Origin of the sequence: uncultured Flavobacterium sp. (assembly GCF_963925185.1) — a bacterium.
GTDB lineage: Bacteria > Bacteroidota > Bacteroidia > Flavobacteriales > Flavobacteriaceae > Flavobacterium.
Map to the genome: position 1 here is coordinate 64,341 of NZ_CAWURC010000025.1, position 23,376 is coordinate 87,716.

Below are 23,376 nucleotides of genomic sequence, written 5' to 3' on the forward strand. Positions count from 1 at the left end.
ATTGGAAATACAGGACTTAAAAAAGACCCGATTCGCGTATAAAATTTATACTTTTTTGTTTGTTTTGTTTTGTAGTTTTGTATCACAAGGCCAAGTAAAAACTGAAGCCACAGACTCAACTCAAACAGGGTTTTCTACCGGAAAAATCCAAATAAACGATCCTAAAAGCATTCTTTCACAATATACCTTTGATTCAATAACTGGCAGGTATATTTACACCACTACCATTGGGGGATTCCCAACGAATTATCCAACTATTTTAACTCCTAAAGAATATGAAGATCTAGTTATAAAAGAATCGATGCGTACTTATTTTAAAAGAAAATTAGACGCTATTGATGGAAAAAAAGAAGGTAGCGAAGAGGCCAAAAAAGATTTATTACCAAGGTACTATGTGAAATCTGGGCTGTTTGAATCTATTTTTGGAAGCAATACCATTGATGTAAAACCCACCGGTTCTGTCGAAATGGATTTTGGAGCTCGCTATACAAAACAAGACAATCCTTCATTTTCTCCCAGAAATAGATCTAGTACTTCTTTTGATTTTAATCAAAGAATTAGTATAAGTTTGATGGGAAAAGTAGGAACACGCTTGAATGTAAATGTCAATTACGACACCCAATCCACATTTGCTTTTCAAAACTTAATCAAGTTAGAATATGCTCCATCGGAAGATGATATTATTCAAAAAATCGAAGTTGGAAATATAAGCATGCCTTTAAATAGTACCTTGATAAAAGGAGCCCAAAGTTTATTTGGGGTGAAAACCCAATTGAAATTTGGAAACACAACCATAACGGGACTTTTTTCGGAACAAAAATCACAAACAAAAAGTTTAATTTCTGAAGGCGGAGGAACAATTCAGGACTTTGAAATGTTTGCGCTTGATTATGATAATGACAGACACTTTTTTCTTTCGCAATATTTTAGAAATAAATACGACGCGGCTTTAAAAAACTATCCATTTATTGATAGTAGAGTTCAGATTTCACGATTGGAGATTTGGGTTACGAACAAACAAAATCGTATAAACACTACAACTGCCGGTAACAATCTAAGAAACATTATTGCACTTCAGGATTTAGGGGAAGGGCAATTAACCGGTTTAGCTGACAGCGAAGTCGTGGTTTTAGATCCATCAACAGGAATTTTTAATAATCCAATTGATTCTCCTTCTGATAACTCCAATAATGATTATGACCCTGCACAATTAATAGTAGGAACAGGTTTGTTAAATAACAATATACGAGAAATAGCGACTTCAAATTCTGGATTTAACACAACTGTAAGTGAAGGTCAAGATTATTCCAAGTTAGAAAATGCCAGAAAATTGACCTCAAACGAATATACGTTTAATCCACAATTAGGATATATTTCCTTGCAACAGCGATTAGCCAATGACGAGGTTCTTGCAGTTGCGTATCAATATACCATTGGAGATAAAGTGTATCAAGTGGGGGAATTTGGTAATGATGGAGTCAATGCTACAGTTGTAACTGGAAACACACCCTCTACCACAGCCATCATCACCCAGAGTTTGATATTGAAAATGCTGAAAAGTAATTTGACCAATGTCAAAAATCCGGTTTGGAACCTGATGATGAAAAACATTTATCAAATTCCAGGAGCCTATCAAGTAAAACAGGAAAATTTCAGGTTCAATATTCTTTATACTGATCCATCTCCTTTGAATTATATTTCTGAAGTTTCAGGAAGTCCATTTCCAGCAAATCCTTTACGAGAAGACAAAATTGCTGAAACACCTTTGTTGAAAGTATTCAATTTAGATAAATTGAATTATAACAATGATCCACAAACTGGCGGTGACGGTTTCTTTGATTTTATGCCAGGATTGACAATAGATTCTCAAAATGGTCGAATAATATTTACCACTAAGGAACCTTTTGGTGAATTGTTGTTTTCCAAATTATCAAACGGTGGAGAAAACTACAAAGATGTTAACACCTATAACGAAAATCAAAAAAAATACGTGTTTCGTAATATGTATAGCAACACGCAATCAGGAGCTTTGCAAGACAGTGATAAAAATAAATTCCTTTTAAGAGGAAAATATAAATCTTCGGGAGGCGACGGAATACCTATTGGGGCTTTCAATGTTCCAAGAGGCTCCGTAGTTGTAACTGCCGGAGGAAGATTATTGGTCGAAGGAATCGATTATAGCGTGAATTATCAACTAGGAAGAGTACAAATTCTAGATCCATCCCTTCAAGCATCGAATACGCCAATCAATGTGTCATTAGAAAATAATTCCGTTTTTGGACAGCAAACCAAACGATTTTTTGGTGTAAATGTGGAGCACAAGTTTACCGATAAATTTTTGGTTGGAGCCACTTTCTTAAAATTGAGCGAAAAACCATTTACCCAAAAATCTGGTTTTGGTCAGGAATCCGTAAACAACAGTATTTATGGTTTCAACCTTAATTATTCATCTGAAATTCCTTTCTTGACTCGATTAGTAAATAAATTACCAAACATTGATACGGATGTGCCTTCGAATCTTTCTGTAAGAGGAGAAGTTGCCTTTTTGCAACCGAACACTCCAAAGTGGGATAGTTTTCAAGGGGAAGCAACCATTTATGTAGATGATTTTGAAGGTTCTCAATCCACAATTGATATGCGTTCTGCCTATGCTTGGAATTTAGCGTCAACTCCAATGAATGACGCCCAAAGCACTTATAATTTCAATGCAAATGCGAACGATTTGAGTTATGGTTTTAAAAGAGCAAAAATAGCTTGGTATACCATTGATCCCGTATTTTACACCCAAAAACCCGATGGAGTTACAAACGATGATCTATCGCTAAATACTACAAGAAGAATTTTTAGCGAAGAATTATATCCATTAACCGACATTGCTCAAGGACAATCTCAAGTCATAAACACATTGGATTTAAGTTATTATCCTGCCGATAGAGGACCGTATAATAACGGTTTGAATGCCGCAGCAAATCCGTCATCTAATTTTGGAGGAATAATGCGCTCTTTAAATTCGACTAATTTCGAACAAGGAAATGTCGAATACATTCAGTTTTGGGTAATGGATCCCTATGTGGGAAAAGGGGAAATTCCACTGTCAAATACCGGAAAAATCTATTTCAATTTAGGGGAAATTTCGGAAGATGTTCTGAAAGATGGAAGAAAACAATATGAAAATGGACTTGGACCAGATCAAATATTAGTAAATCCACAACCGATATGGGGAGATGTTCCAGCTTCGCAATCACTAATTTATGCTTTTGACACTAATGCTGACAATCGAAAAAATCAAGATGTCGGGTTGGATGGTTTGTCTAATGCCAATGAAGGATCAGTCTATACTAGTTTTGCTTCCGAAGTGGATCCAGCAGCAGATGATTACATCTATTATTTGAACACTACAGGAAGTATTTTAGACCGTTATAAAAATTACAATGGTGTCGAAGGAAATTCTGCCGTTGACATTAACAACGCTAATAGAGGCGCTACAACCGTTCCTGACGTAGAAGACATAAACAGGGATAATACTATGAATACCATCAATGCGTATTATGAATATGGCATCGATGTAAAACCAAACATGAGTATTGGTGAAAACTACATTACCGATATAAGAAATACCCAAGTTACTTTGCCCGATGGATCAGTGACCGATGCCCGATGGATCCAGTTTAAAATACCTGTTTCACAACCCGAAAACACCATTGGAAACATTTCCGATTTTAGATCAATTCGATTTATGAGAATGTTTATGACGGGTTTTAACAATGAAGTAACTGTTCGTTTTGGAGCTTTAGATTTAGTAAGAGGAGAATGGAGAAGATATTCGAATACGCTTGATCCTACTGATGTAAATATTGCTGATGACGGCACCAATTTAGACGTATTGGCCGTGAATGTTCAGGAAAATAACGATAGGTGTCCTGTAAATTACATAATCCCTCCTGGAGTACAAAGAGAACAATTGTATAATAACAATACCATTATTAACCAAAACGAACAGTCATTATCATTGCGCGTTTCTGGTGATGGGCTTGAGCCGGAAGATTCCAGGGCAGTTTTTAAAAACGTGAGTGTTGATATGCGTCAATACAAAAAATTAAAAATGTTTTTACACGCCGAATCTTTACCAAATGAAATTTTTCTTAATGACGATCAAATGTATGCTTTCATTCGTTTTGGGAATGATTTTACACAAAATTTCTATCAAATAGAAATTCCTCTGAAAGTAAGTAAGTCCGTTGGAGATTGTAAATTGAGAGCAGAAGACGTATGGCCTGAAGATAATGAAATAGATTTGTCCTTAGCATTGTTAACGCAATTAAAAGTAGATGCAATGAGTATTGATATTAGCACTTTACCGCTGGACGGAATTTATTATCCAGATGATGTTGCTAATAATCCGGAAGCCGATGGGAACAGTAAGTTGAGGTTAGGAATAAAAGGAAATCCTAATTTTGGAATGGTTCGCAATTTAATGCTAGGAGTAAAAAGTAATGAAACCCACCAAGATTTAAAGGGCGAAGTTTGGTTCAACGAACTTCGACTGTCAAGTATGGATAACCATAAAGGAATGGCAGCCTTATTGAATGTAGATTCAAATTTAGCTGATTTTGCAACGATTTCTGCCACTGGCAAAAAAAGCACGATTGGATTTGGGGCGTTAGAACAAGGTCCAAATGAGAGAAGTCGCGAAGACACTCAACAATATAACATTGTAACCAATATAAATTTAGGAAAATTATTGCCTTTAAAATGGGGAATTAATTTGCCGTTTAATTATGCCATTGGAGAAGAGATTATAACTCCAGAATACGATCCTTTTAACCAAGATATTAAACTGAAACAGTTGTTGGATAAAACAGCCGACAAAACTACCAGAGACACTTATGCCAATAGAGCCATTGATTACACGAAACGCAAAAGCATCAATTTTATTGGAGTGAGAAAGCAAAGGAGTCCTGAGCAAAAACAGCACATATATGACCCTGAAAATTTCACTTTTTCGCAGTCGTTTAATGAAGTGGAGCGACATGATTTTGAAATAGAACAATACACGGATCAGCAAGCAAATACATCGGTAGATTATGCTTATAGTTTTCAACCAAAATCAGTTGAGCCTTTCAAGAAAACGGCATTCATGAAAAAAAGTAATTATTGGAAATTATTAAGCGATTTCAACTTTAATTATTTACCTTCTAATATCACTTTTAACACGAATATCAATAGACAATACAACCGCCAACAATTCAGGCAAATTGATGTAGAAGGTATTGGACTTGATCCAATGTATAGACGAAATTTTGGATTCAATTATCAATATGGATTCAATTATAATTTGACAAAATCCTTAAAAATAAATTATACGGCTTCCTCCAGCAATATAGTGAAAAACTATTTGAATGAGAATAACGAACCAATTGACAGTTTTACGATTTGGGATAGCTATTGGGATATTGGAGATCCTAACCAGCATATGCAACAATTAGTTTTGAATTATGAAATTCCAATCAATAAAATCCCATTGTTTAGTTTTGTAAAAGCAAACTATTCCTATACGGGAGACTATAGTTGGCAAAGAGCCTCCAATGCATTGTCTCAAATAAAAATTGGAGGAATCGATTATGATTTAGGGAATACGATTCAAAACGCGAGCTCTCATAATTTGAATGCCACGTTTACTATGGATACTTTTTATAAGTATTTAGGACTGACAAAAAGCGGAAATAAATCGGTATCCAAATCCAAAGCAGCCGTTCCCAAACCTGGGGAAAAAGTAAAAAATACAAATACTCAAGTTGCCTCATCTAATCAATTTGTAGATGGTTTGAAAGGAGTGTTGACCAGTGTGAAAAACATTCAAGCGAATTACACCCAGAATAGCGGAACCGTATTACCAGGATATACGCCAGGTGTTGGATTCCTTGGTACATCTAGACCTACACTTGGATTTATTTTCGGAAGCCAAGAGGATGTGAGATATGAAGCTGCAAAAAACGGATGGCTTACAAATTATCAAGAATTCAATCAAAATTTCACCCAAGTAAGCAATAAAACATTCAAGGCAACGGCAAACGTAGATTTGTTCCCAGATTTTAAAATCGATTTGACATTAGACAGAGCCTACTCTGAAAATTTCTCGGAACAATTTTTTGTTGACAATATTACCGGTGAATATAATCCGCAATCCCCATATAGTTTTGGTAACTTCTCGATTTCTACAGTATTAATAAAATCAGCTTTTTCGGCAAGTGATGAAAATGGATCCGCTTCATTTGATGATTTTAGAGAAAATAGACTTACGGTTGCAAATAGATTGGCAACACAGAGAGGCATAGACATTACTAATCCTGCTAACATAGATGCGGATGGATTTCCGGTAGGTTTTGGCAAAAACAATCAAGCAGTTTTGTTGCCAGCATTTTTAGCGGCTTATTCTGGCGGAAACTCTTCAGATGTTTCTCTTGGAATCTTCAAAAGTTTCCCTGTTCCTAATTGGTCTGTAAAATATAGTGGTTTGATGCGTTACAACTTTTTCAAAAATACTTTTAAACGTTTTTCTTTACAACATAATTATAGGGCTTCTTATACCATAAACGGGTTTCGTTCTAATTTTGAATTTGATAAAATTCCAAATGGAGTTGATGCTAGTGGTAATTATTTCAACAAAACCATTATGTCTAATATCAACTTGGTGGAACAATTCAGTCCGCTTATTAGAGTGGATTTTGAACTGAAAAATTCATTAAAATTGCTTACCGAAATCAAAAAAGACAGAGCTTTATCTATGAGTTTCGACAATAATTTATTGACTGAAGTAAAAGGAATTGAATATGTTGTAGGTCTTGGTTACCGATTTAAAGATGTTATTTTCTCGTCGAAATTAGCCGACAGTCCAACAGGAATAATAAAAAGTGACATTAATTTAAAGGCTGATGTTTCCTATCGAAACAATCAAACTATCGTGAGGTATTTAGATTATGACAACAATCAATTAGCCGGAGGGCAAAATCTCTGGTCTTTAAAACTTACTGCCGATTATTCTTTCAGCAAAAATTTGACAGCCATTTTCTATTATGACCATTCCTTTTCGAAAGCAGTAATATCGACTTCTTTTCCTTTGACGAATATTCGTTCCGGGTTTACACTCCGTTATAATTTCGGAAATTAAGTAAAATTTTATCCTAATCCTTTTAATAATAAAATCAGAAATAATACTTTTGATAAAAATCTAAAAACACAATGAACATACCAGTAAATTTAAAGTACACAAAAGATCACGAATGGATTAGCCTTGATGGTGATATTGCAACTGTGGGTGTTACCCATTTTGCCCAAAAAGAATTAGGCGACATCGTATACGTAGAAGTAGAGACATTAGACCAAACCCTTGAAAAAGACGAAGTTTTTGGAACTGTTGAAGCCGTAAAAACAGTTTCTGATTTGTTTCTTCCTCTATCAGGAGAAATCATCGAGTTTAATGATGCTCTTGAAAGCAAGCCCGAAAGCGTAAATTCAGATCCTTATGGAGCGGGATGGATGATAAAAATAAAAGTGTCAAATCTAGACGAAGTTGATTCCTTGCTTTCGAGTGAGTCTTACAAAGAATTAATTGGTGCTTAAACAAATATATTTCTGGTTAGCTATATCTTGGTCGGGATTAATTTTGATTTCTTGCTTGATACAATCAAGCGATATTCCACAAATTAGTATTCCAAACCTTGATAAAGTAATTCATTCTTTTTTCCATTTTGTGTTTACATCGCTTTGGTTTTTGTTTTTCCAAAAACATTTAAATAGCACAACAATTCCAAAACCTTTAAGCATTTCCTTTGGGTTTTCTTGTTTGTTTGGAATTGGTATAGAATTACTACAAGCGCTTTTGACATCAACCAGAAGTGCTGACGTGTTTGATGTTTTGGCAAATATAACAGGGGCAACCTTGGCTGTTATCACAATTATTTTGTTGAATAAATCAGGTAGAATAAGCAAGATTTAATTTCACGAATAACTATTAAATATAAAGTATATAAAACGATGAATATCAAGCAATATTTAGATTCGACCTATTTAAAAACGCCATCACAAGCGGGACTTAGTGAAGCCGAAAACACCAAAATTGTTAGAGAATTTATCCAGGAAGCAATTGATGAGAATTTCAAACTCATTATGATTCGTCCTAATATGGTTTCATTGGCAAATGTAATGATTGCAGCGGCCAAATCGCAAGTTCAAATAGGAACAGTCATCGATTTTCCTGAGGGAAAAGCAGGGCTTGAAGCCAAACTCATTGAGGCAACTCAAGCAATACACGATGGAGCTGACGACCTCGACTTTGTTTGCAATTACGAAGCATTCAAAGGAGGAAATGTAGATTTGGTAAAAGAAGAAATTTTAAAATGTACCCAACTGGGTTTAGCTCATAACAAAGTCGTAAAATGGATTATTGAAGTGGCTGCACTCAACGATAAGCAAATTATCCAACTTTCTGCTTTGATAAAAAATAGCGTCATAACTAATTTCAAAGAAGATCAATACGCTTCGGTTTTTGTAAAATCTTCAACCGGATTTTACGAAACGCAGAACAATCTTCCTAACGGCGCTACTGTTTCAACAATAATTATGATGCTTGAAAACGCTTCGCCCCTTCCGGTAAAAGCTGCTGGTGGAGTAAGAACGTATGATGAAGCTGTCGAAATGATTCGGCTTGGCGTAAAACGAATTGGCACATCTGGAGCAAAAGCGATTGCAAACGGACACAAAACGCAGGACGAATACTAATCACAAATAAAAAAAATCGTCCAAATGAGGAAACCCGTAAGGAGTTGTTTTTTATTGAAACTATTTTTGTGAAAATTAAACCACAAAAATAATGATTAATATTAAGTTTAAATGGATGTCTTTGAATGAGGATGGCAAACTCTTAGGTTTTAATTCCAAACACGCAAAAGAAATTTCACTTTCCGAAATTAATAAAATTTATTTAACAGTAAATAAATTTTCCCCATCATATTTTTTTTTATGTGCCACAGTGCCTGTGACTATTATAATATTTTTTTTATTGTATACGGATTTTAAAATACCCCTATTGTTAACCTTGTTTGCGGTTAATTTTGTAGCTGTAAAATTAAAGAATTATAAAAGCTACGGAATAACAATAGTTTTAAAAAGCGGTGCTTTTTTAAAACAGAAAATTCCTTTAAAATTAAAATATGAAGCCATAAATTTTGTAAATAAAATCCGTAATGAGATTTTTATCTTATCCGCTACTAGTTAATTAAAAAAACTTTCCTATTTTTTTATAATAAACCAGTCCAAAAAATTTCTTGTCCTTAATTAATTTTACAGTTTTTTAAAGTGAATTTGCAATTGTTTAAGCTTAATCCTAATTTAAAAAAAATCTAAAAATAACTCCTGAAACTATACAATTGAATGCCTATATTTGCACCAGTTAAAAAAAGCAAATTAGAACCCAATTGATCGCGATACCAAATACCATTTTCATAAAATCCATTTATACCGATTTCAAAGCAATCACAAAAGCAGGTTTGGCTATTAGTGTTGTTTTTTCCTCTATTGCTGGGTTTTTGCTTGGCGTTACTGATTTTCAGTCCTTGAATTGGATGGTTTTGTTAAAATTAGCTATCGGAGGGTATTGTATGGTTGGAGCCTCAAATTCCTTCAATCAAGTCATCGAGAAAGATTTGGACGCATTAATGGATCGAACTAAAAATCGTCCCGTTCCCGCAGGAAGAATGTCACCTAATGTTGCTTTGTTTATTGCAAGTTTGCTTACAATTATTGGAACTATTTTATTGTATACCATCAATCCAAAAACAGCGATGTTTGGTGCGATTTCCATATTTTTATATACAAGTGTTTACACCCCTTTGAAAACAATGACCTCTTTGTCGGTTTTTGTTGGAGCATTTCCGGGAGCGATTCCGTTTATGTTGGGTTGGGTTGCGGCAACAGGTAATTTTGGTATCGAAGCCGGAACCTTGTTTCTGATTCAGTTTTTCTGGCAGTTTCCCCATTTTTGGGCAATCGGTTGGTTTTTATTCGAGGATTACGAAAAAGCAGGTTTTTTTATGTTACCAACGGGTAAAAAGGATAAAGGAACTGCCTTGCAAATAATTTTATATACTGTTTGGCTTATTATAGCATCACTATTACCTGCTTTAGGATATACGGGGCAATTATTTATTTCGCCAATTGCCGCAGTTTTAGTATTTTTGCTAGGGGTTTGGATGCTTTATTATTCAGTTCGGTTATACAAATTGAGAAGCGCAAAAGCAGCAAGAACATTGATGCTTGTTAGTGTTTCTTATATTACTTTATTGCAGTTAATTTATATATTCGATAAATTTTTAAGATAATTATGGAAATTACAATGACACCAGCGGAACACAAATCAAGAACAGCAAGGTCATACAAATTGCTACTCTTATTCGCAATGATCAGTATGACAATGATGTTTGCAGGACTCACAAGTGCTTTTGTTGTGAGTAAATCCAGAGTTGATTGGCTAAAGGATTTTCAATTACCAACAGCATTTTATTTCAGCACTGCTGTAATAATTGCATGTAGTGTCACTTTTCATTTGGCTAAAAAAACCATTCAAAAGGACAATCAAAAAGCGACAACTGCTTTCCTTTTGATCACATTGTTATTGGGAATTTTGTTTGTGATTTTGCAATTTGTTGGCTTTGGCCAAATTGTTGCTAATGGTTATTATTTCACAGGCGCCGAGAGTTCGATTACTACTACGTTTTTGTATATAGTTACGGTAGTACATTTAGCACACCTTGCAGGCGGATTAATTGCGCTTTTAATTATTATTTACAATCAATTTAAACAAAAATACAATTCAACTCAAATTCTTGGCATTGAGCTCGGTGCAATGTATTGGCACTTTCTTGATTTATTATGGGTGTATTTATTTTTATTTTTATATTTCTTTAAATAAGAAAAAATTGTAGATTTGGGAACTTTTTAACGAATAACTTTTATGGATACAGTTGCTACTAAAAATAGTGGAGAAAAAATTTGGGATGGCGGAAATGAGCCAATGGGAGCAAGTTATGGCAAATTAATGATGTGGTTTTTTATCCTGTCAGATGCTTTAACATTTTCTGGTTTTTTAGCTGCTTACGGCTTTTCTAGATTTAAATTTATTGAAACTTGGCCTTTGGCCGATGAGGTGTTTACACACTTTCCATTCATGCATGGCGTTTCTGCTCCAATGTATTATGTGGCATTCATGACTTTTATTTTGATTTTTTCTTCCGTAACAATGGTACTTGCTGTTGACGCTGGACATCAATTAAATAAAAAGAAAGTAACAATTTATATGTTCCTCACCATTATAGGAGGTTTAATATTCGTAGGTTCACAAGCTTGGGAATGGAAAAATTTCATAAAAGGCGAATATGGCGCCATTGAAACTAAAGGAGGAAGCTTACTGCAGTTTGTTGATAAAGAAGGAAAACGCGTTGCACTTGCTGAATTTGCTGCAACTTTGCCAGTAGAAAGAGAACAACTGACACGTAACAAAGGAGGGTGGTTTATTGAAGAAGCTCCTTTGTCCACTTATACAGTGAAAGAAGTTCAAGCGGGTTTCAAAGCTCATCCTGATATATTAATTAGAACAGAAGTAATTTATGAAGATACACCAGCCGATGAGAAAGATGGCAGAATTAATCATGAATTAACGAAACATAAACATAAAACAATTTTAACAAGAGAAGAATCGCAATTGCGATTAGATCAGGCAAGTTTAGTCGTAGAAGGCGCTAACCTGATCAGAAATGAATATGGAAGCAAGTTGTTTGCTGACTTCTTTTTCTTTATTACGGGTTTCCACGGTTTCCACGTATTCTCGGGAGTAATCATAAATATTATCATATTTTTTAATGTGTTGGTTGGAACTTATGAAAAAAGAAAGAGTTATGAAATGGTAGAAAAAGTTGGACTATACTGGCACTTTGTCGATTTAGTTTGGGTATTTGTATTCACGGTTTTCTATCTAGTTTAATTTACAAAAAGCAATTATTATGTCACACGAACATGTATCTAACACAAAAAGAATTTGGACGGTTTTTGGAATATTATCTTTAATCACAATTGTTGAAGTCTTTTTTGGGATTTTAAAACCTGAATTTTTACACTTGAATAGTTTCTTGAGCCTAAATTTGTTAAATTGGTTATTCATTATTTTAACAGGGGTAAAAGCATATTATATAGTATATGCCTTTATGCACATGGAAGGGGAAAAAACATCTTTAAGATATTCGGTAATTCTACCGTTAATTTTTCTGGTAATTTATTTACTTTTTATTCTATTGACTGAGGCCGATTATATATTTGAGGTTTTTAAAAATGCCACCATAAAGTGGAATTTTTAACAAAATTTTAATTCAAAATAAAGGTGCGCATTGCGTGCCTTTTTTTATTTTTGTAACTTATATTTCATCCAAATTATGAAAAAAAACATTGTTCTCTTCATTCTTTTTGTTTTGCCAATTGTCGCCTATCTTTTTTTTGCTTCGGGAATAAATAGTTTTACTAAATTACCTGTTATCACTCCAAAAGTCACTGATTTTGGAAATTGGGAATCATTAAAAAACGAAAAAGTCTCCTTGAACGGTAAAATAACTATACTTGGTTTTTCAGGTTCTAATATTTTAAAAAATCGCGGGAATTTTTTTAATCTAAACCAAAAAATTTATCAACAATACCACACTTTCAAAGATTTACAATTTGTTGTAATATGTCCTATAGGAACCGAAAATGATGCCCAGAAAATCATCGATGCTTTATCTGATTTTACAGATGTTAGTCAATGGAACTTTATGTTTACAACGCCAGAGGAAATAAACACTTATTATAATCAACTGAAACTTGTTGGGAAATTAGACGCAGATTTAGGGACTCCAAACGTTTATATTGTTGACAAAGAAAGAAATCTCAGAGGGAGAAAGGAAAAGAAAGGCTACAAAGAAGGGTACAACACTTTTCATCCTGCAGAATTGAGTAATGAAATGCTAGATGATTTTAAAGTTATTCTTTATGAATATCGTGCTGCCCTCAAGAAAAATCACAATGCCACAAAACAAATTTAATCTTTAGAAATAATGCTTAAAAACAAATCGTATATTGGGGTTTCGTTTATCATTCTTATTTTCGGAATTTACGCCGTTCCAAAGATTATTGATAGAATACAAAACAATGAAATTGTAAAAGGCGATCGATTAGACAAAGTTTCTAATTCATCAAAAGAGAATCTAGAAATAATCAAAATAGGGTTGGCTCCCAAATTCGAATTAGTGAACCATGACAATGCCAAGATTTCTAACGAAACATATAAAAACAAAGTTTATATTCTTGAATTTTTTTTTACCAGTTGCCCGTCTATTTGCCCTAAAATGAATCAAAGTATGCTTCAAATTGAAAAAACTTTTTTTGGTAATCCTAATTTTGGAATTGTATCCATTTCTATCGATCCAGTTCACGATATTCCAGAGGTTTTGAAAGCACATCGGGAATTATTGGGAGTGAAATCGTCTAATTGGAATTTTTTGACGGGTGACAAAGCATATATTTATGATTTGGCCAACAAGGGTTTTAATGTTTATGTGGGCGAAAATCACAAAGTTAAAGGAGGTTTTGAGCACTCAGGATTGTTTGCCTTGATTGATAAAAAAGGAAATATCCGCTGTCGAAAAGACGATTATGGAAATCCAATTTTGTATTATGATGGTTTAGATAAAAAAGGAGTGAGAGACATTCAACAAGATATTGCAATTTTATTAAAAGAATAATTATGGAAGATAATTTATTGGAACAAAAATTAAACAAGTTTATAGTATTAGTATCAATATTAATACCCGTTGTGGTTGCGTTACTTTTTAGTGTAAGGCTAAAAGATTTTGGATATGATGTAGAGCCACTTTCCTTTTTACCGCCAATTTATGCTGCAATAAATGGAGTTACAGCCATAGTATTAGTGGGTGGAGTGTTAGCCATTAAAAATGGGAAAAGAAAACTTCACGAACGATTAATGACAACGGCTATTGCACTTTCTGTTGCTTTTTTAGTTATGTATGTGGCGTACCATATGACTTCAGATTCTACTAAATTTGGTGGAGAAGGAACAATTAGATATGTTTATTTCTTCATTTTAATAACACACATTGCCTTGTCAATTGCTGTGATTCCATTGGTTTTAATAACGTATGTTCGCGCTTTGGCCAATAAATTTGACAGACATAAAAAAATTGCCAAAATCACATTCCCAATTTGGCTGTATGTTGCCGTTACCGGAGTAGTGGTTTACTTAATGATTTCGCCTTATTATGTTTAGTAAAGTTACAAATGAGAAGTTACAAGTGCGAAGTGATAAAAGCAACACGAAAAGCTTGTCTACTATTCTCTATTGTCTATTTTTTGTTTTATTTTCGCTTACTTCGAATGCCCAATGCGCAATGTGTCGAGCTGCTTTAGGAGGCGACGCTAATAAAGCACAAGCGCAAGCTGTAAACGACGGCATTGTTTATTTGATGGTGATTCCTTATATACTTGTTGGAGGGATTGGGTATTATATTTATCGAATGAGAACGAACAAAAAACAAGAATAGCAACATTGCTTATCGCACTAATACCTGTTGCTCAGATTACTTCATACCATCTATAGCGACATTAACAGTTCCGTTTACTTTTATAAAAGCAACAATAGCCTTGTTCGTCAATTGGATTTTCTGAAATTGAATATCTTCTAATTTCCCGTTGATAAAAACGCCAGGCATAGGCGAATAATTTTTTAAATATGCTATCATATTTTGTTTCCCGTCTTCTAAATTTGTAACGATAGAATAGCGACAGTTTTCCTGAATTTTTTTCAAAACTATACCTTGAGCAAGCCAGTTTGCAGTTCGCATTAATTTGTTTTTGGTGTCCAAAGCATAATCCATAGTGTCCAAAAACAACTCTTTTGTTTGCTCGTTATATTGCGGAAAACCTGTCAAATAAATCATCCCATTTACGGTTCCTAATACATCCAAAGCAACGACCATTTTTCCTTCTTTGTGCCAAAGAACTACTTTTTGCACGGTTACTTTCTTGCTCCCTGAACCAAATTCCTGCCCCGTAAAATTCTTGGTCATTAATCTTGATGCTTCCGCATAAGTAGAAACTGCTGCGATATTTGCTGTAATTTGATTTGGAATACGAGTTACTGGTTTCAGTACGATTTTTGAGGCGTCGAATTTTGATACCGGTTTGTTTCCAATCACCGTTTCCATAGTGCATTTCATTCCCATTTCTAGCAAAAAAGCATCGTTTTTAAGTTTAGCATTGGTAGAATATATTTCGATTGGAACAATTTTAAGCCAACTTTCATAGGCTTCACTCATTTGAAATGGAGTGCAAATTTTTTCTAAAGCAACTAAAACATTGGGTTTAAAATTCATCGATTCCTCAATGGCGGTGTCAATTTGCTTTTCTATTTTCGATTTGAAAAGTTTTACTGCAGGATTAATAAGGTAAGTAACAGGAATGTTTTTTCCAAAAACTGTCATCGTGGGACTCTCCTTCCAATCCAAAGATTTTAATTCGGTTTTGGTATTTAGTTTCCAATTTGTCAATGTTGCATCACTTATTAAAGTCACCACTCCGTTGAGATTGAATTCCTTTGTGTTGTATAGTTCAACCCCCAAAGTCGTTGTGCCAATTCGGTATTTAATCAAAGCTTTTAATGGCAATATTGTTTTTATTTTTCCGTTTTCATTTGTGATGGAGATTGGAGCTAGTTTCCATATTTTCATCTCAATTTTGTCATCTTCAATATTGTCATCCTCAAAAATTAAACCACTCAAAAACAGGTTGGTTTGACGTTCTACATCCTTAAGTTTTATACTAATTGGCAAATTGATAAAAGAGGGTGCATTTTCATAAACCAAAGGGTTTGCATCGTCGGGTTCAGGTTTTAAAGCATTTATTTTATTAGATGTAGAACAACTCGAAAAAACAACAAGTAATAAAACAAGCGGGGCGGGAAAGAATTTTAGCATCATATTTGGTTTAAGGATGTAAAATTAGCGAAATAAAAATATTTTCGAATTAAACTGTAACATTTTACAATGGGAGAAGTCTTATTATTTAAATATGAGAATAGTATTGACATTCTCTTATTAAAATTTATTTTTTAAAATAATTAATTATTGTTCTCTAATTCAGGTAGATATGATTGAGATTAAAAATTTGCTTAAATCTTATAAAGTAGGTGGTTCAGAATTGCACGTGCTTAAAGGCATCAATTTTAATATAGAAGAAGGGGAGTTAGTTGCTATTATGGGATCTTCTGGTTCTGGAAAATCTACTTTACTCAACATTATAGGAATTTTAGATGAAGCAGATTCTGGAGAATATATTTTGGATAAAATTCCCGTCAAAAACCTTAACGAAACAATAGCTTCTAAATATCGAAATCAATTTTTGGGTTTTGTTTTCCAATCTTTCAATTTGATTAATTACAAATCTGCTCTAGAAAATGTAGCGATGCCATTGTATTATCAAGGAATAAAAAGAAAAGAACGCAACGAAATAGCGATGAGTTATCTTGAAAAAGTAGGTTTGTCTTCGCATTCGCATCATTTACCCAGTGAGCTTTCCGGTGGTCAAAAACAGCGTGTGGCAATTGCAAGAGCAATGGCTTCGAACCCAAAAGTGCTTTTGGCCGATGAACCAACAGGAGCATTAGACACCGCAACTTCTTATGAAGTAATGGAGTTAATTCAAGGAATAAATGACGAAGGAAAAACCATTTTAATTGTAACTCACGAACCCGATATTGCGGCAATGTGTAAAAGGAATGTAATATTAAAAGACGGAATTATCATTGATGATAAATACATAGAACAAGTAAGGGCTTCATCGTATGTTTAATATAGAGCGTTGGCAGGAAATTTTTGAGGCGATTGCCAAAAACAAGTTGAGAACCTTTCTCACAGGTATTTCTGTGGCTTCCGGCATCTTTATTTTGGTTATTCTTCTGGGTGCCGGAAAAGGACTCGAGAACGGAATAGCAAAACAATTCGAAAATGATGCTGAAGGGATTATTGAGGTTTGGTCTGGAGTAACAACAAAAGAATACAAAGGATTGAATCCCGGTAGACAAATTCAATTAAGAAATAGTGATTACAAACTTTCGTTACAAAAATTTGGAAATCAATTAGAGAAAAAAGCCTCTACATATAATCAATGGAATGGAGTAGTAGTCTTTGGAAAAGAAACGGGTAATTATCAATATCGCGGGGTTAATCCAGATTATCAATTCATTGAAAACGCAACTATCGTTGAGGGAAGGTTCATCAACGAGTATGACTTAAAGCACAATGAAAAAGTTGGAGTGATTGGACAAAAAATAAAGTTTGATTTGTTTAAAGGTAAAAGTCCATTAGGAAAACTAATTTCTATCAATAGAATAAATTTTAAGGTAGTGGGCGTTTTTACTGACCCTTCTGGTGAAAGAGAGGAAACTAGAATTTATCTGCCACTGACAACTACTCAAAAAACGTATGGGGCTGGAGATAAAATCAGCACTTTGTTTTACACCTTGCACAAGAAGGCTACTTACGAAGAAGCGTTAGCGGAATCGGACAAGTTTTCAAACGAATTAGAACAGTTATTAAAAAGTAAGAATATCATTGCCCCTGATGATAGTGGCGGTGTTAGTGTTAATAATTCAGTTGTAGACGCAAAGGAATTTTATGATTTAAATCTGTATATCCGATTGTTTTTTTGGTGGGTAGGAATCTGCACTATAATTGCCGGCGTTGTTGGAGTAAGTAACATTATGCTGATTATTGTGAAAGAACGAACCAAAGAAATTGGCATTAGAAAAGCACTTGGAGCAACACCTATTTCTATTATTGGAATGATTTTGCACGAGTCTATTTTCATAACTACTATTGCTGGATTTATAGGTCTTCTGTCTAGTTTATTGCTTTTAGAATTTGTAGGTCCGTTTGTAAAAAGCGAATATTTTTTGAACCCTGAAGTAGATTTTAGCATTGCATTGACAACACTTGTATTGCTTATTTTTGCAGGAATTTTGGCCGGTTTTTTCCCAGCCTATCATGCTGCCAAAATAAAACCCATTATAGCACTTAGAGACGAATAATTATGTTTGATAGAGACAAATGGAATGAAATTTTAGAGGCGCTTACGGCCAATACCTTCAGAACGATACTAACCGCTTTTGGAGTTTTTTGGGGAATTTTTATATTAGTTATACTTCTTGCTGCAGGAAATGGACTGGAAAACGGAGTTAAAAGTGGTTTTGGCGGTATGGCAACTAATACAATGTTTATGTGGACACAAACCACTTCAAAACCCTACAAAGGGTTGGCTCAAACCAGACGATTTAATTTTAAAAACAGCGATATCCAAGCTCTAAAAGAAAAATTCCCTGACCTTTTATATGTTTCTCCAAGAAATCAATTGGGCGGTCATAATGGCTCAAACAATGTGGTTAGGGGTACAAAAACAGCCGCTTTTAACGTTTATGGAGATTACCCTGAATATGTTAAACAAGAGTCAATGAGCATCATTAAAGGTCGTTTTGTAAATTATCAGGATATAGAGCTGAGTCGCAAAGTTGCCGTAATTGGACAAGGAGTGATAGATGGATTGTATGAAAAAGAGGAAGAAGCCATTGGAACTTATATTAAGGTCAATGGTGTGAATTTCATGGTTGTTGGTGTTTATAAATCAAAATCCAATAAAAATGGCGGTGCAGAAGAAGCACAAAAAAGCATTTTCGTGCCTTTTACTGCTTTTCAACAAGCTTTCAATTTTGGCGACAAGGTTGGTTGGATGGCACTTACAGCTAAAGATGATTCATCTATTACGGAGCTTAAACCTAAAATTTTAGATTTTATGAAATCCAGACACTCCATTCACCCTAAAGATGAAAGAGCGATAGGGAAATTTGACTTGTATGAGGAATTCAGCAAAATACAAGGTCTATTCTCCATATTAAAATTCATTGCTTTTTTCGTTGGAACATTAGTATTGCTTTCAGGAGTTATTGGAATTTCAAATATTATGTTAATAGTTGTTAAAGAAAGAACCAAAGAAATTGGAATTCGGCGAGCCTTAGGCGCAACACCGGCGGCAATCCGTTCTCAAATATTATTAGAAGCCATCTTTTTGACTATTACTGCTGGAATGTTAGGCATTGCAACAGCAACTGGAGTTTTGATAATAATCAACAAAATTTTAGGTTCAATGCCTAGCGAAGGAATGATGTTTGCCAATCCAACTGTAGATTTACCAGTAGTGTTCTTCGCCCTAATTATATTAGTTGGATCAGGTTTATTAGCAGGATTTATTCCAGCTCAAACTGCTATAAACATAAAGCCAGTTGACGCATTAAGAACAGAATAAAAGATTAATCAAAAATATAAATTAAATTAAAAACTATTATAATGAAAAAAGGAGTAACCATAACAATTTTAATTTTTATAGCAATAACATTTTTTGGGTCGCTATATTATTTATATGCCAAAAATCAAGAATCTCCAATCGTTTTTGAAACAGATAAAACAGAGATTAAAACAATAATCAAGAACACTATTGCTACCGGTAATATAGTTCCTGACGAAGAAGTGCTAATCAAACCTAATATTTCTGGTATTATTGAAGCTGTTTATATCAAAGCCGGCGAAACCATTAAAGCTGGAGATTTAATTGCCAAAATAAAAGTAGTTGCGAATGTTTCGAATTTGAGTAATACTCAAAACCAGGTTCAAACAGCCAAAATAAACTTAGATAATCAGGAAAAATTATTCCAAAGACAAAAAAATTTGTATGACAAAGGCGTGATTTCTGCCAATGATTTTGATGCATCACAATTAACTTATAGGCAAGCCAAACAAAATTACGAAGCCTCAAAGCAGAGCTATGATATTGTAAAAACAGGAACAACTTCGGGTCTTGGAAATTATGCAAACACTTTAATTCGTTCTACGGTGAACGGAATGGTGCTTGATGTACCAGTAAAAGTAGGAAATCAAGTAATCGAAAGTAATAATTTCAACGAAGGAACCACCATTGCCAGCGTTGCTGATGTAGGTCGAATGATATTCGTTGGTAAAATTGACGAATCCGAAGTGGGAAAAATAAAAGTAAACTTGCCTATTGAAATAACTGTTGGAGCCATTGAGAACAAAAAGTTTGATGCCGTTTTAACCGACATTGCTCCAAAAGGAATAACCGAAAACGGAGCGATTCAATTTGAAATAAAAGCGTCTTTATTAAATAGAGATGACACGTTTATTAGGGCAGGATTGAGTGCCAATGCTTCGATTATTTTGGAGAGAGCAGACAAAGTTATGTCAGTCAAAGAAGCATTAATCCAGTTTGATGATAAAACTCAAAAACCTTTTGTAGAAGTAGAAACTTCTAATCAAAAATTCACCAGAAAAGACCTTGTATTAGGAGTTAGCGATGGAATTTATGTAGAAATAATAAGCGGATTGAAAGCTTCCGACAAAATAAAAGTTTGGAATCAGGGTTTAAAAACAGATGTACCAAAACCATAAAGTATCCCACAAAAAGAACTCTAGTTTTAAAATAAATGTTAAATTTGCGTAGTGCCTTTGCTGCGCTTTCATTCAAAAAAATATGAAAAAGAATAGCTGTATCTCTCTCGTTTTTATCTTGCTATTTAGTTTGTCGATTCAAGCACAAACTAAAAAGTGGACCTTAGAAGAATGCGTAAAATATGCCATAGCAAACAACATCTCCATCAAGCAATCCGAGTTAGATACTAAAACGGCAGATATTGATAAAAAAGGAGCGATAGGAAATTTTACTCCTTCGTTCAATGCCAATGCTTCCCATTCCTGGAATGTCGGTTTAAATCAAGATATTACAACTGGGTTATTACGCAATCAAACTACCCAATTTACATCAGCAGGGGCAAATGTTGGCGTAGATATTTACAATGGTTTGCAAAACCAAAACACGCTTCGAAGAGCCAATCTTTCGATTGTCGCTGCCAAATATCAATTATTGAAAATGAAGGAAGATATAGCACTTAACGTTGCCAATTCATTCTTGCAAGTGCTTTTCAGTAAAGAAAATCTAAAAGTACAGCAAGATCAACTCGCCATAAACAAAAAGCAGTTAATACGTTCCGAAGAATTAGTAAAAGCGGGTTCAGTTCCTCGTGGGGATTTGTTAGACATAAAAGCAACAGTGGCTTTAGACAACCAAAAAGTAATCGCTGCCGACAATACCTTATTAATTTCAAAATTAAGCTTGTCCCAATTATTGCAACTCAAAGACTTTGAAAACTTTGACATTTCAGACGAAACTTCTGCCAAAGACGAAAACAATATTTTGTCACAAACCCCAATTGCTATTTACGACAAAGCAAAAGACAGCAGAACAGAATTGAAAATTGCCAGAACTAATCTAGAAATTGCAGAGAAAAATGTTTCCATTGCAAAAGGAGCTTTTCAACCCAGTTTGAGAGGGTTTTATAATTACAACACTAGGGTTTCTTATGCTGATGTTCCCGCATTTGATTCTGTTACGGGAAATCTTATTGGAACTAAAAGTCCCGCGCCTTTTTTCGATCAGTTTAGGGATAATAAAGGACAATCTTTTGGGGCGCAATTATCAATTCCTATATTTAATGGTTTTTCAACCAAAAATAATGTAGAGCGTTCCAAAGTAAATCTAGAAAAATCAAAAATCGCTGTTGAGCAACAAGAATTGGATTTACAACGAAATGTTTATACCGCATTTGCAGATGCTAAAGGAGGCTTGAATGCTTATGAATCTTCACTTGTGGCTCTAGAATCAAGGCAAGAAGCATACAATTATGCCAAAGAAAAATATGCTGTAGGAATGATGAACTCTTTCGACTTTAATCAGTCGCAAACCTTGCTTTCCAATGCGCAATCCGAAGTGCTTAGAACGAAATACGATTATATTTTTAAAATAAAAATACTGGAATTCTATTTTGGAATTCCAATTCTCAAAAACTAAATTATTATGTCAAAAAAAACTATTTATTATATAATTGGTGTAGCAATTCTAATTATTGCTGTGTTGATAACACTTTCGAAAACAGGAGTTATTGGAAACAAAGACAAAGGAAAATCTGTTGAAATTGCGAATGTTAATGTTACAACAATTGTCGAAACCGTTTCGGCAACAGGTAAAATCCAACCTGAAATAGAAGTAAAAATTGCTTCTATGGTTTCTGGTGAAATTATTTCTTTGCCAATTAAAGAAGGCCAAGTAGTCAAAAAAGGAGATTTACTAGTAAAGATAAATCCGGATTTATACACTTCGGGATTAAACAGATCAGTGGCTAATTTATCAGGTACTAAATCTGGTTTAACCCAAGCCGAAGCTTCCTATAATGAAGCCAAAGGCAATTACGATAGAAACAAAACATTATTCGAAAAAGGAATTATTTCTAAGTCAGATTGGGATAAAACGGTAGCTTCTTTTGAAGTGGCAAAAGCAAGCAAACAAGCAGCATATTTCAATGTCCAAAGCGCTTCTGCAACCGTGAATGAAGCTAGAGATAATCTAGGCAGAACTTTAATTTATGCGCCAGCCGACGGGACAATTTCCGTGCTTAATGTGGAATTAGGAGAACGTGTTTTGGGAACCCAACAAATGGCAGGAACCGAAATTCTTCGAGTGGCCAACCTGAATAATATGGAAGTGGAAGTCGATGTGAACGAAAATGACATCGTAAAAATAAAAGAAGGAAACGAAGTTAAAGTTGAGGTTGATGCCTATTTGAAAAAGCAGTTTAAAGGAGTTGTAACGAGTATTTCTAACTCTGCTAGCTCTGCTTTAACCGCAGATCAAGTGACTAATTTTAAAGTTAAAATTAGAATTTTGAAAGAATCGTATCAAGATTTATTGGAAGGAAAACCTATAACGTATTCTCCTTTTAGGCCAGGGATGACAGCTACTGTTGATATTGTTACAAAAACAAGAGCTAACGTTTTTGCTGTTCCAATAAGTTCTGTTGTGGTAAAATCAGACACAACGGCCGTGAAAGGATTTAAAGTAGATGACAAGAATGATCAAGAGAAATCAGCACCAAAAAACGACAAGAAACTGGAATGTGTTTTCGTGAAAGTGGGGGATAAAGCTAAAATCCGAATCATAAAAACAGGAATTCAAGATGACGCCAATATTGAAGTAATTACCGGACTTAAAAAGGGAGATGTAGTTATTACCGGACCCTATACAACGGTTTCAAAGGATTTAAATTCTGGGGATAAAATCACTACAGAAAAAGGCGAAGTGAAAAAGTAATCTGTGTTCAGTTTCAGTTTT

General features: G+C 34.3%; 20 protein-coding genes. 19 read left to right on the forward strand and 1 reads right to left on the reverse strand.

Going from position 1 to position 23,376, the window contains the following annotated elements:
- Nucleotide 1 precedes the first annotated feature (1 nt).
- From sprA to AABM59_RS05760, 13 genes are all read left to right on the forward strand, one after another.
- Nucleotides 2–7,168, forward strand: coding sequence for a cell surface protein SprA (gene sprA / locus AABM59_RS05700; protein WP_338408015.1), 7,167 nt, complete (start codon nt 2–4; stop codon nt 7,166–7,168).
- A gap of 71 nt (nt 7,169–7,239) precedes the next feature.
- Nucleotides 7,240–7,620 (forward strand): glycine cleavage system protein GcvH, encoded by a 381-nt coding sequence (gene gcvH / locus AABM59_RS05705; RefSeq protein ID WP_338408016.1) that lies wholly within the window; start codon nt 7,240–7,242, stop codon nt 7,618–7,620.
- Nucleotides 7,613–7,996 (forward strand): VanZ family protein, encoded by a 384-nt coding sequence (locus AABM59_RS05710; protein ID WP_338408017.1) that lies wholly within the window; start codon nt 7,613–7,615, stop codon nt 7,994–7,996. Before gcvH ends, AABM59_RS05710 begins: the two co-directional genes overlap by 8 nt.
- Nucleotides 7,997–8,034: 38 nt before the next feature.
- Nucleotides 8,035–8,778 carry a deoxyribose-phosphate aldolase gene (gene deoC / locus AABM59_RS05715; protein WP_338408018.1) on the forward strand — a complete coding sequence of 248 codons (744 nt, stop codon included), beginning with the start codon at nt 8,035–8,037 and terminating at the stop codon, nt 8,776–8,778.
- 91 nt (nt 8,779–8,869) lie between these two features.
- Entirely contained in the window at nt 8,870–9,274 is a 405-nt protein-coding gene (locus AABM59_RS05720) for a hypothetical protein (protein WP_338408019.1), read from the forward strand.
- A 199-nt stretch (nt 9,275–9,473) separates the two neighbouring features.
- Entirely contained in the window at nt 9,474–10,376 is a 903-nt protein-coding gene (gene cyoE / locus AABM59_RS05725) for a heme o synthase (RefSeq protein WP_338408020.1), read from the forward strand.
- Nucleotides 10,377–10,378: 2 nt separating this feature from the next.
- Nucleotides 10,379–10,966 (forward strand): cytochrome c oxidase subunit 3, encoded by a 588-nt coding sequence (locus tag AABM59_RS05730; protein WP_338408021.1) that lies wholly within the window; start codon nt 10,379–10,381, stop codon nt 10,964–10,966.
- Nucleotides 10,967–11,008: 42 nt separating this feature from the next.
- The gene (locus AABM59_RS05735) at nt 11,009–12,034 is read left to right on the forward strand and encodes a cytochrome c oxidase subunit 3 (protein WP_338408022.1); all 1,026 of its coding nucleotides are present in this window, start codon (nt 11,009–11,011) and stop codon (nt 12,032–12,034) included.
- A 19-nt stretch (nt 12,035–12,053) separates the two neighbouring features.
- Nucleotides 12,054–12,404, forward strand: a complete 351-nt coding sequence (locus AABM59_RS05740; RefSeq protein ID WP_338408023.1) for a cytochrome C oxidase subunit IV family protein — start codon at nt 12,054–12,056, stop codon at nt 12,402–12,404.
- A 75-nt stretch (nt 12,405–12,479) separates the two neighbouring features.
- Nucleotides 12,480–13,121: a hypothetical protein gene (locus AABM59_RS05745; RefSeq protein WP_338408024.1), complete on the forward strand. Its 642-nt coding sequence runs from the start codon at nt 12,480–12,482 to the stop codon at nt 13,119–13,121.
- Between the two features lie 12 nt (nt 13,122–13,133).
- Nucleotides 13,134–13,820 carry an SCO family protein gene (locus AABM59_RS05750; protein WP_338408025.1) on the forward strand — a complete coding sequence of 229 codons (687 nt, stop codon included), beginning with the start codon at nt 13,134–13,136 and terminating at the stop codon, nt 13,818–13,820.
- A gap of 2 nt (nt 13,821–13,822) precedes the next feature.
- Nucleotides 13,823–14,362 carry a DUF420 domain-containing protein gene (locus AABM59_RS05755; protein WP_338408026.1) on the forward strand — a complete coding sequence of 180 codons (540 nt, stop codon included), beginning with the start codon at nt 13,823–13,825 and terminating at the stop codon, nt 14,360–14,362.
- The gene (locus AABM59_RS05760) at nt 14,355–14,636 is read left to right on the forward strand and encodes a hypothetical protein (protein ID WP_338408027.1); all 282 of its coding nucleotides are present in this window, start codon (nt 14,355–14,357) and stop codon (nt 14,634–14,636) included. The genes AABM59_RS05755 and AABM59_RS05760 overlap by 8 nt, the downstream gene beginning before the upstream one ends.
- Nucleotides 14,637–14,672: 36 nt before the next feature.
- On the opposite strand, the gene AABM59_RS05765 is transcribed toward AABM59_RS05760, so the two are convergent.
- On the reverse strand, nt 14,673–16,067 hold the full coding sequence (locus AABM59_RS05765) for a DUF4403 family protein (protein WP_338408064.1): 1,395 nt from the start codon (nt 16,065–16,067) through the stop codon (nt 14,673–14,675).
- 172 nt (nt 16,068–16,239) lie between these two features.
- On the opposite strand from AABM59_RS05765, the gene AABM59_RS05770 reads away from it, so the two are divergent.
- The 6 genes from AABM59_RS05770 to AABM59_RS05795 all read left to right on the forward strand — a co-directional run bounded on the left by AABM59_RS05770 (nt 16,240) and on the right by AABM59_RS05795 (nt 23,355).
- On the forward strand, nt 16,240–16,941 hold the full coding sequence (locus AABM59_RS05770) for an ABC transporter ATP-binding protein (RefSeq protein WP_338408028.1): 702 nt from the start codon (nt 16,240–16,242) through the stop codon (nt 16,939–16,941).
- Nucleotides 16,934–18,178, forward strand: coding sequence for an ABC transporter permease (locus tag AABM59_RS05775; protein ID WP_338408029.1), 1,245 nt, complete (start codon nt 16,934–16,936; stop codon nt 18,176–18,178). Before AABM59_RS05770 ends, AABM59_RS05775 begins: the two co-directional genes overlap by 8 nt.
- A gap of 2 nt (nt 18,179–18,180) precedes the next feature.
- A complete protein-coding gene (locus tag AABM59_RS05780) occupies nt 18,181–19,446 on the forward strand; it encodes an ABC transporter permease (protein WP_338408030.1) in 1,266 nt (421 codons plus the stop codon).
- A gap of 41 nt (nt 19,447–19,487) precedes the next feature.
- Complete coding sequence (locus AABM59_RS05785; RefSeq protein ID WP_338408031.1) at nt 19,488–20,603, forward strand: efflux RND transporter periplasmic adaptor subunit; 1,116 nt, start codon at nt 19,488–19,490, stop codon at nt 20,601–20,603.
- Nucleotides 20,604–20,685: 82 nt separating this feature from the next.
- Nucleotides 20,686–22,059, forward strand: coding sequence for a TolC family protein (locus AABM59_RS05790; RefSeq protein WP_338408032.1), 1,374 nt, complete (start codon nt 20,686–20,688; stop codon nt 22,057–22,059).
- A gap of 6 nt (nt 22,060–22,065) precedes the next feature.
- Nucleotides 22,066–23,355 carry an efflux RND transporter periplasmic adaptor subunit gene (locus tag AABM59_RS05795; protein ID WP_338408033.1) on the forward strand — a complete coding sequence of 430 codons (1,290 nt, stop codon included), beginning with the start codon at nt 22,066–22,068 and terminating at the stop codon, nt 23,353–23,355.
- Nucleotides 23,356–23,376 lie beyond the last annotated feature (21 nt).

What these genes read in the sequence shown, in the direction of transcription:
- gcvH (WP_338408016.1), top strand. Translation starts at nt 7,240, where the DNA reads ATGAACATACCAGTAAATTTAAAGTACACAAAAGATCACGAATGGATT.
- deoC (WP_338408018.1), top strand. Translation starts at nt 8,035, where the DNA reads ATGAATATCAAGCAATATTTAGATTCGACCTATTTAAAAACGCCATCA.
- AABM59_RS05720 (WP_338408019.1), top strand. Translation starts at nt 8,870, where the DNA reads ATGATTAATATTAAGTTTAAATGGATGTCTTTGAATGAGGATGGCAAA.
- AABM59_RS05730 (WP_338408021.1), top strand. Translation starts at nt 10,379, where the DNA reads ATGGAAATTACAATGACACCAGCGGAACACAAATCAAGAACAGCAAGG.
- AABM59_RS05735 (WP_338408022.1), top strand. Translation starts at nt 11,009, where the DNA reads ATGGATACAGTTGCTACTAAAAATAGTGGAGAAAAAATTTGGGATGGC.
- AABM59_RS05740 (WP_338408023.1), top strand. Translation starts at nt 12,054, where the DNA reads ATGTCACACGAACATGTATCTAACACAAAAAGAATTTGGACGGTTTTT.
- AABM59_RS05745 (WP_338408024.1), top strand. Translation starts at nt 12,480, where the DNA reads ATGAAAAAAAACATTGTTCTCTTCATTCTTTTTGTTTTGCCAATTGTC.
- AABM59_RS05750 (WP_338408025.1), top strand. Translation starts at nt 13,134, where the DNA reads ATGCTTAAAAACAAATCGTATATTGGGGTTTCGTTTATCATTCTTATT.
- AABM59_RS05755 (WP_338408026.1), top strand. Translation starts at nt 13,823, where the DNA reads ATGGAAGATAATTTATTGGAACAAAAATTAAACAAGTTTATAGTATTA.
- AABM59_RS05760 (WP_338408027.1), top strand. Translation starts at nt 14,355, where the DNA reads ATGTTTAGTAAAGTTACAAATGAGAAGTTACAAGTGCGAAGTGATAAA.
- AABM59_RS05765 (WP_338408064.1), bottom strand. Translation starts at nt 16,067, where the DNA reads ATGCTAAAATTCTTTCCCGCCCCGCTTGTTTTATTACTTGTTGTTTTT.
- AABM59_RS05770 (WP_338408028.1), top strand. Translation starts at nt 16,240, where the DNA reads ATGATTGAGATTAAAAATTTGCTTAAATCTTATAAAGTAGGTGGTTCA.
- AABM59_RS05775 (WP_338408029.1), top strand. Translation starts at nt 16,934, where the DNA reads ATGTTTAATATAGAGCGTTGGCAGGAAATTTTTGAGGCGATTGCCAAA.
- AABM59_RS05780 (WP_338408030.1), top strand. Translation starts at nt 18,181, where the DNA reads ATGTTTGATAGAGACAAATGGAATGAAATTTTAGAGGCGCTTACGGCC.
- AABM59_RS05785 (WP_338408031.1), top strand. Translation starts at nt 19,488, where the DNA reads ATGAAAAAAGGAGTAACCATAACAATTTTAATTTTTATAGCAATAACA.
- AABM59_RS05790 (WP_338408032.1), top strand. Translation starts at nt 20,686, where the DNA reads ATGAAAAAGAATAGCTGTATCTCTCTCGTTTTTATCTTGCTATTTAGT.
- AABM59_RS05795 (WP_338408033.1), top strand. Translation starts at nt 22,066, where the DNA reads ATGTCAAAAAAAACTATTTATTATATAATTGGTGTAGCAATTCTAATT.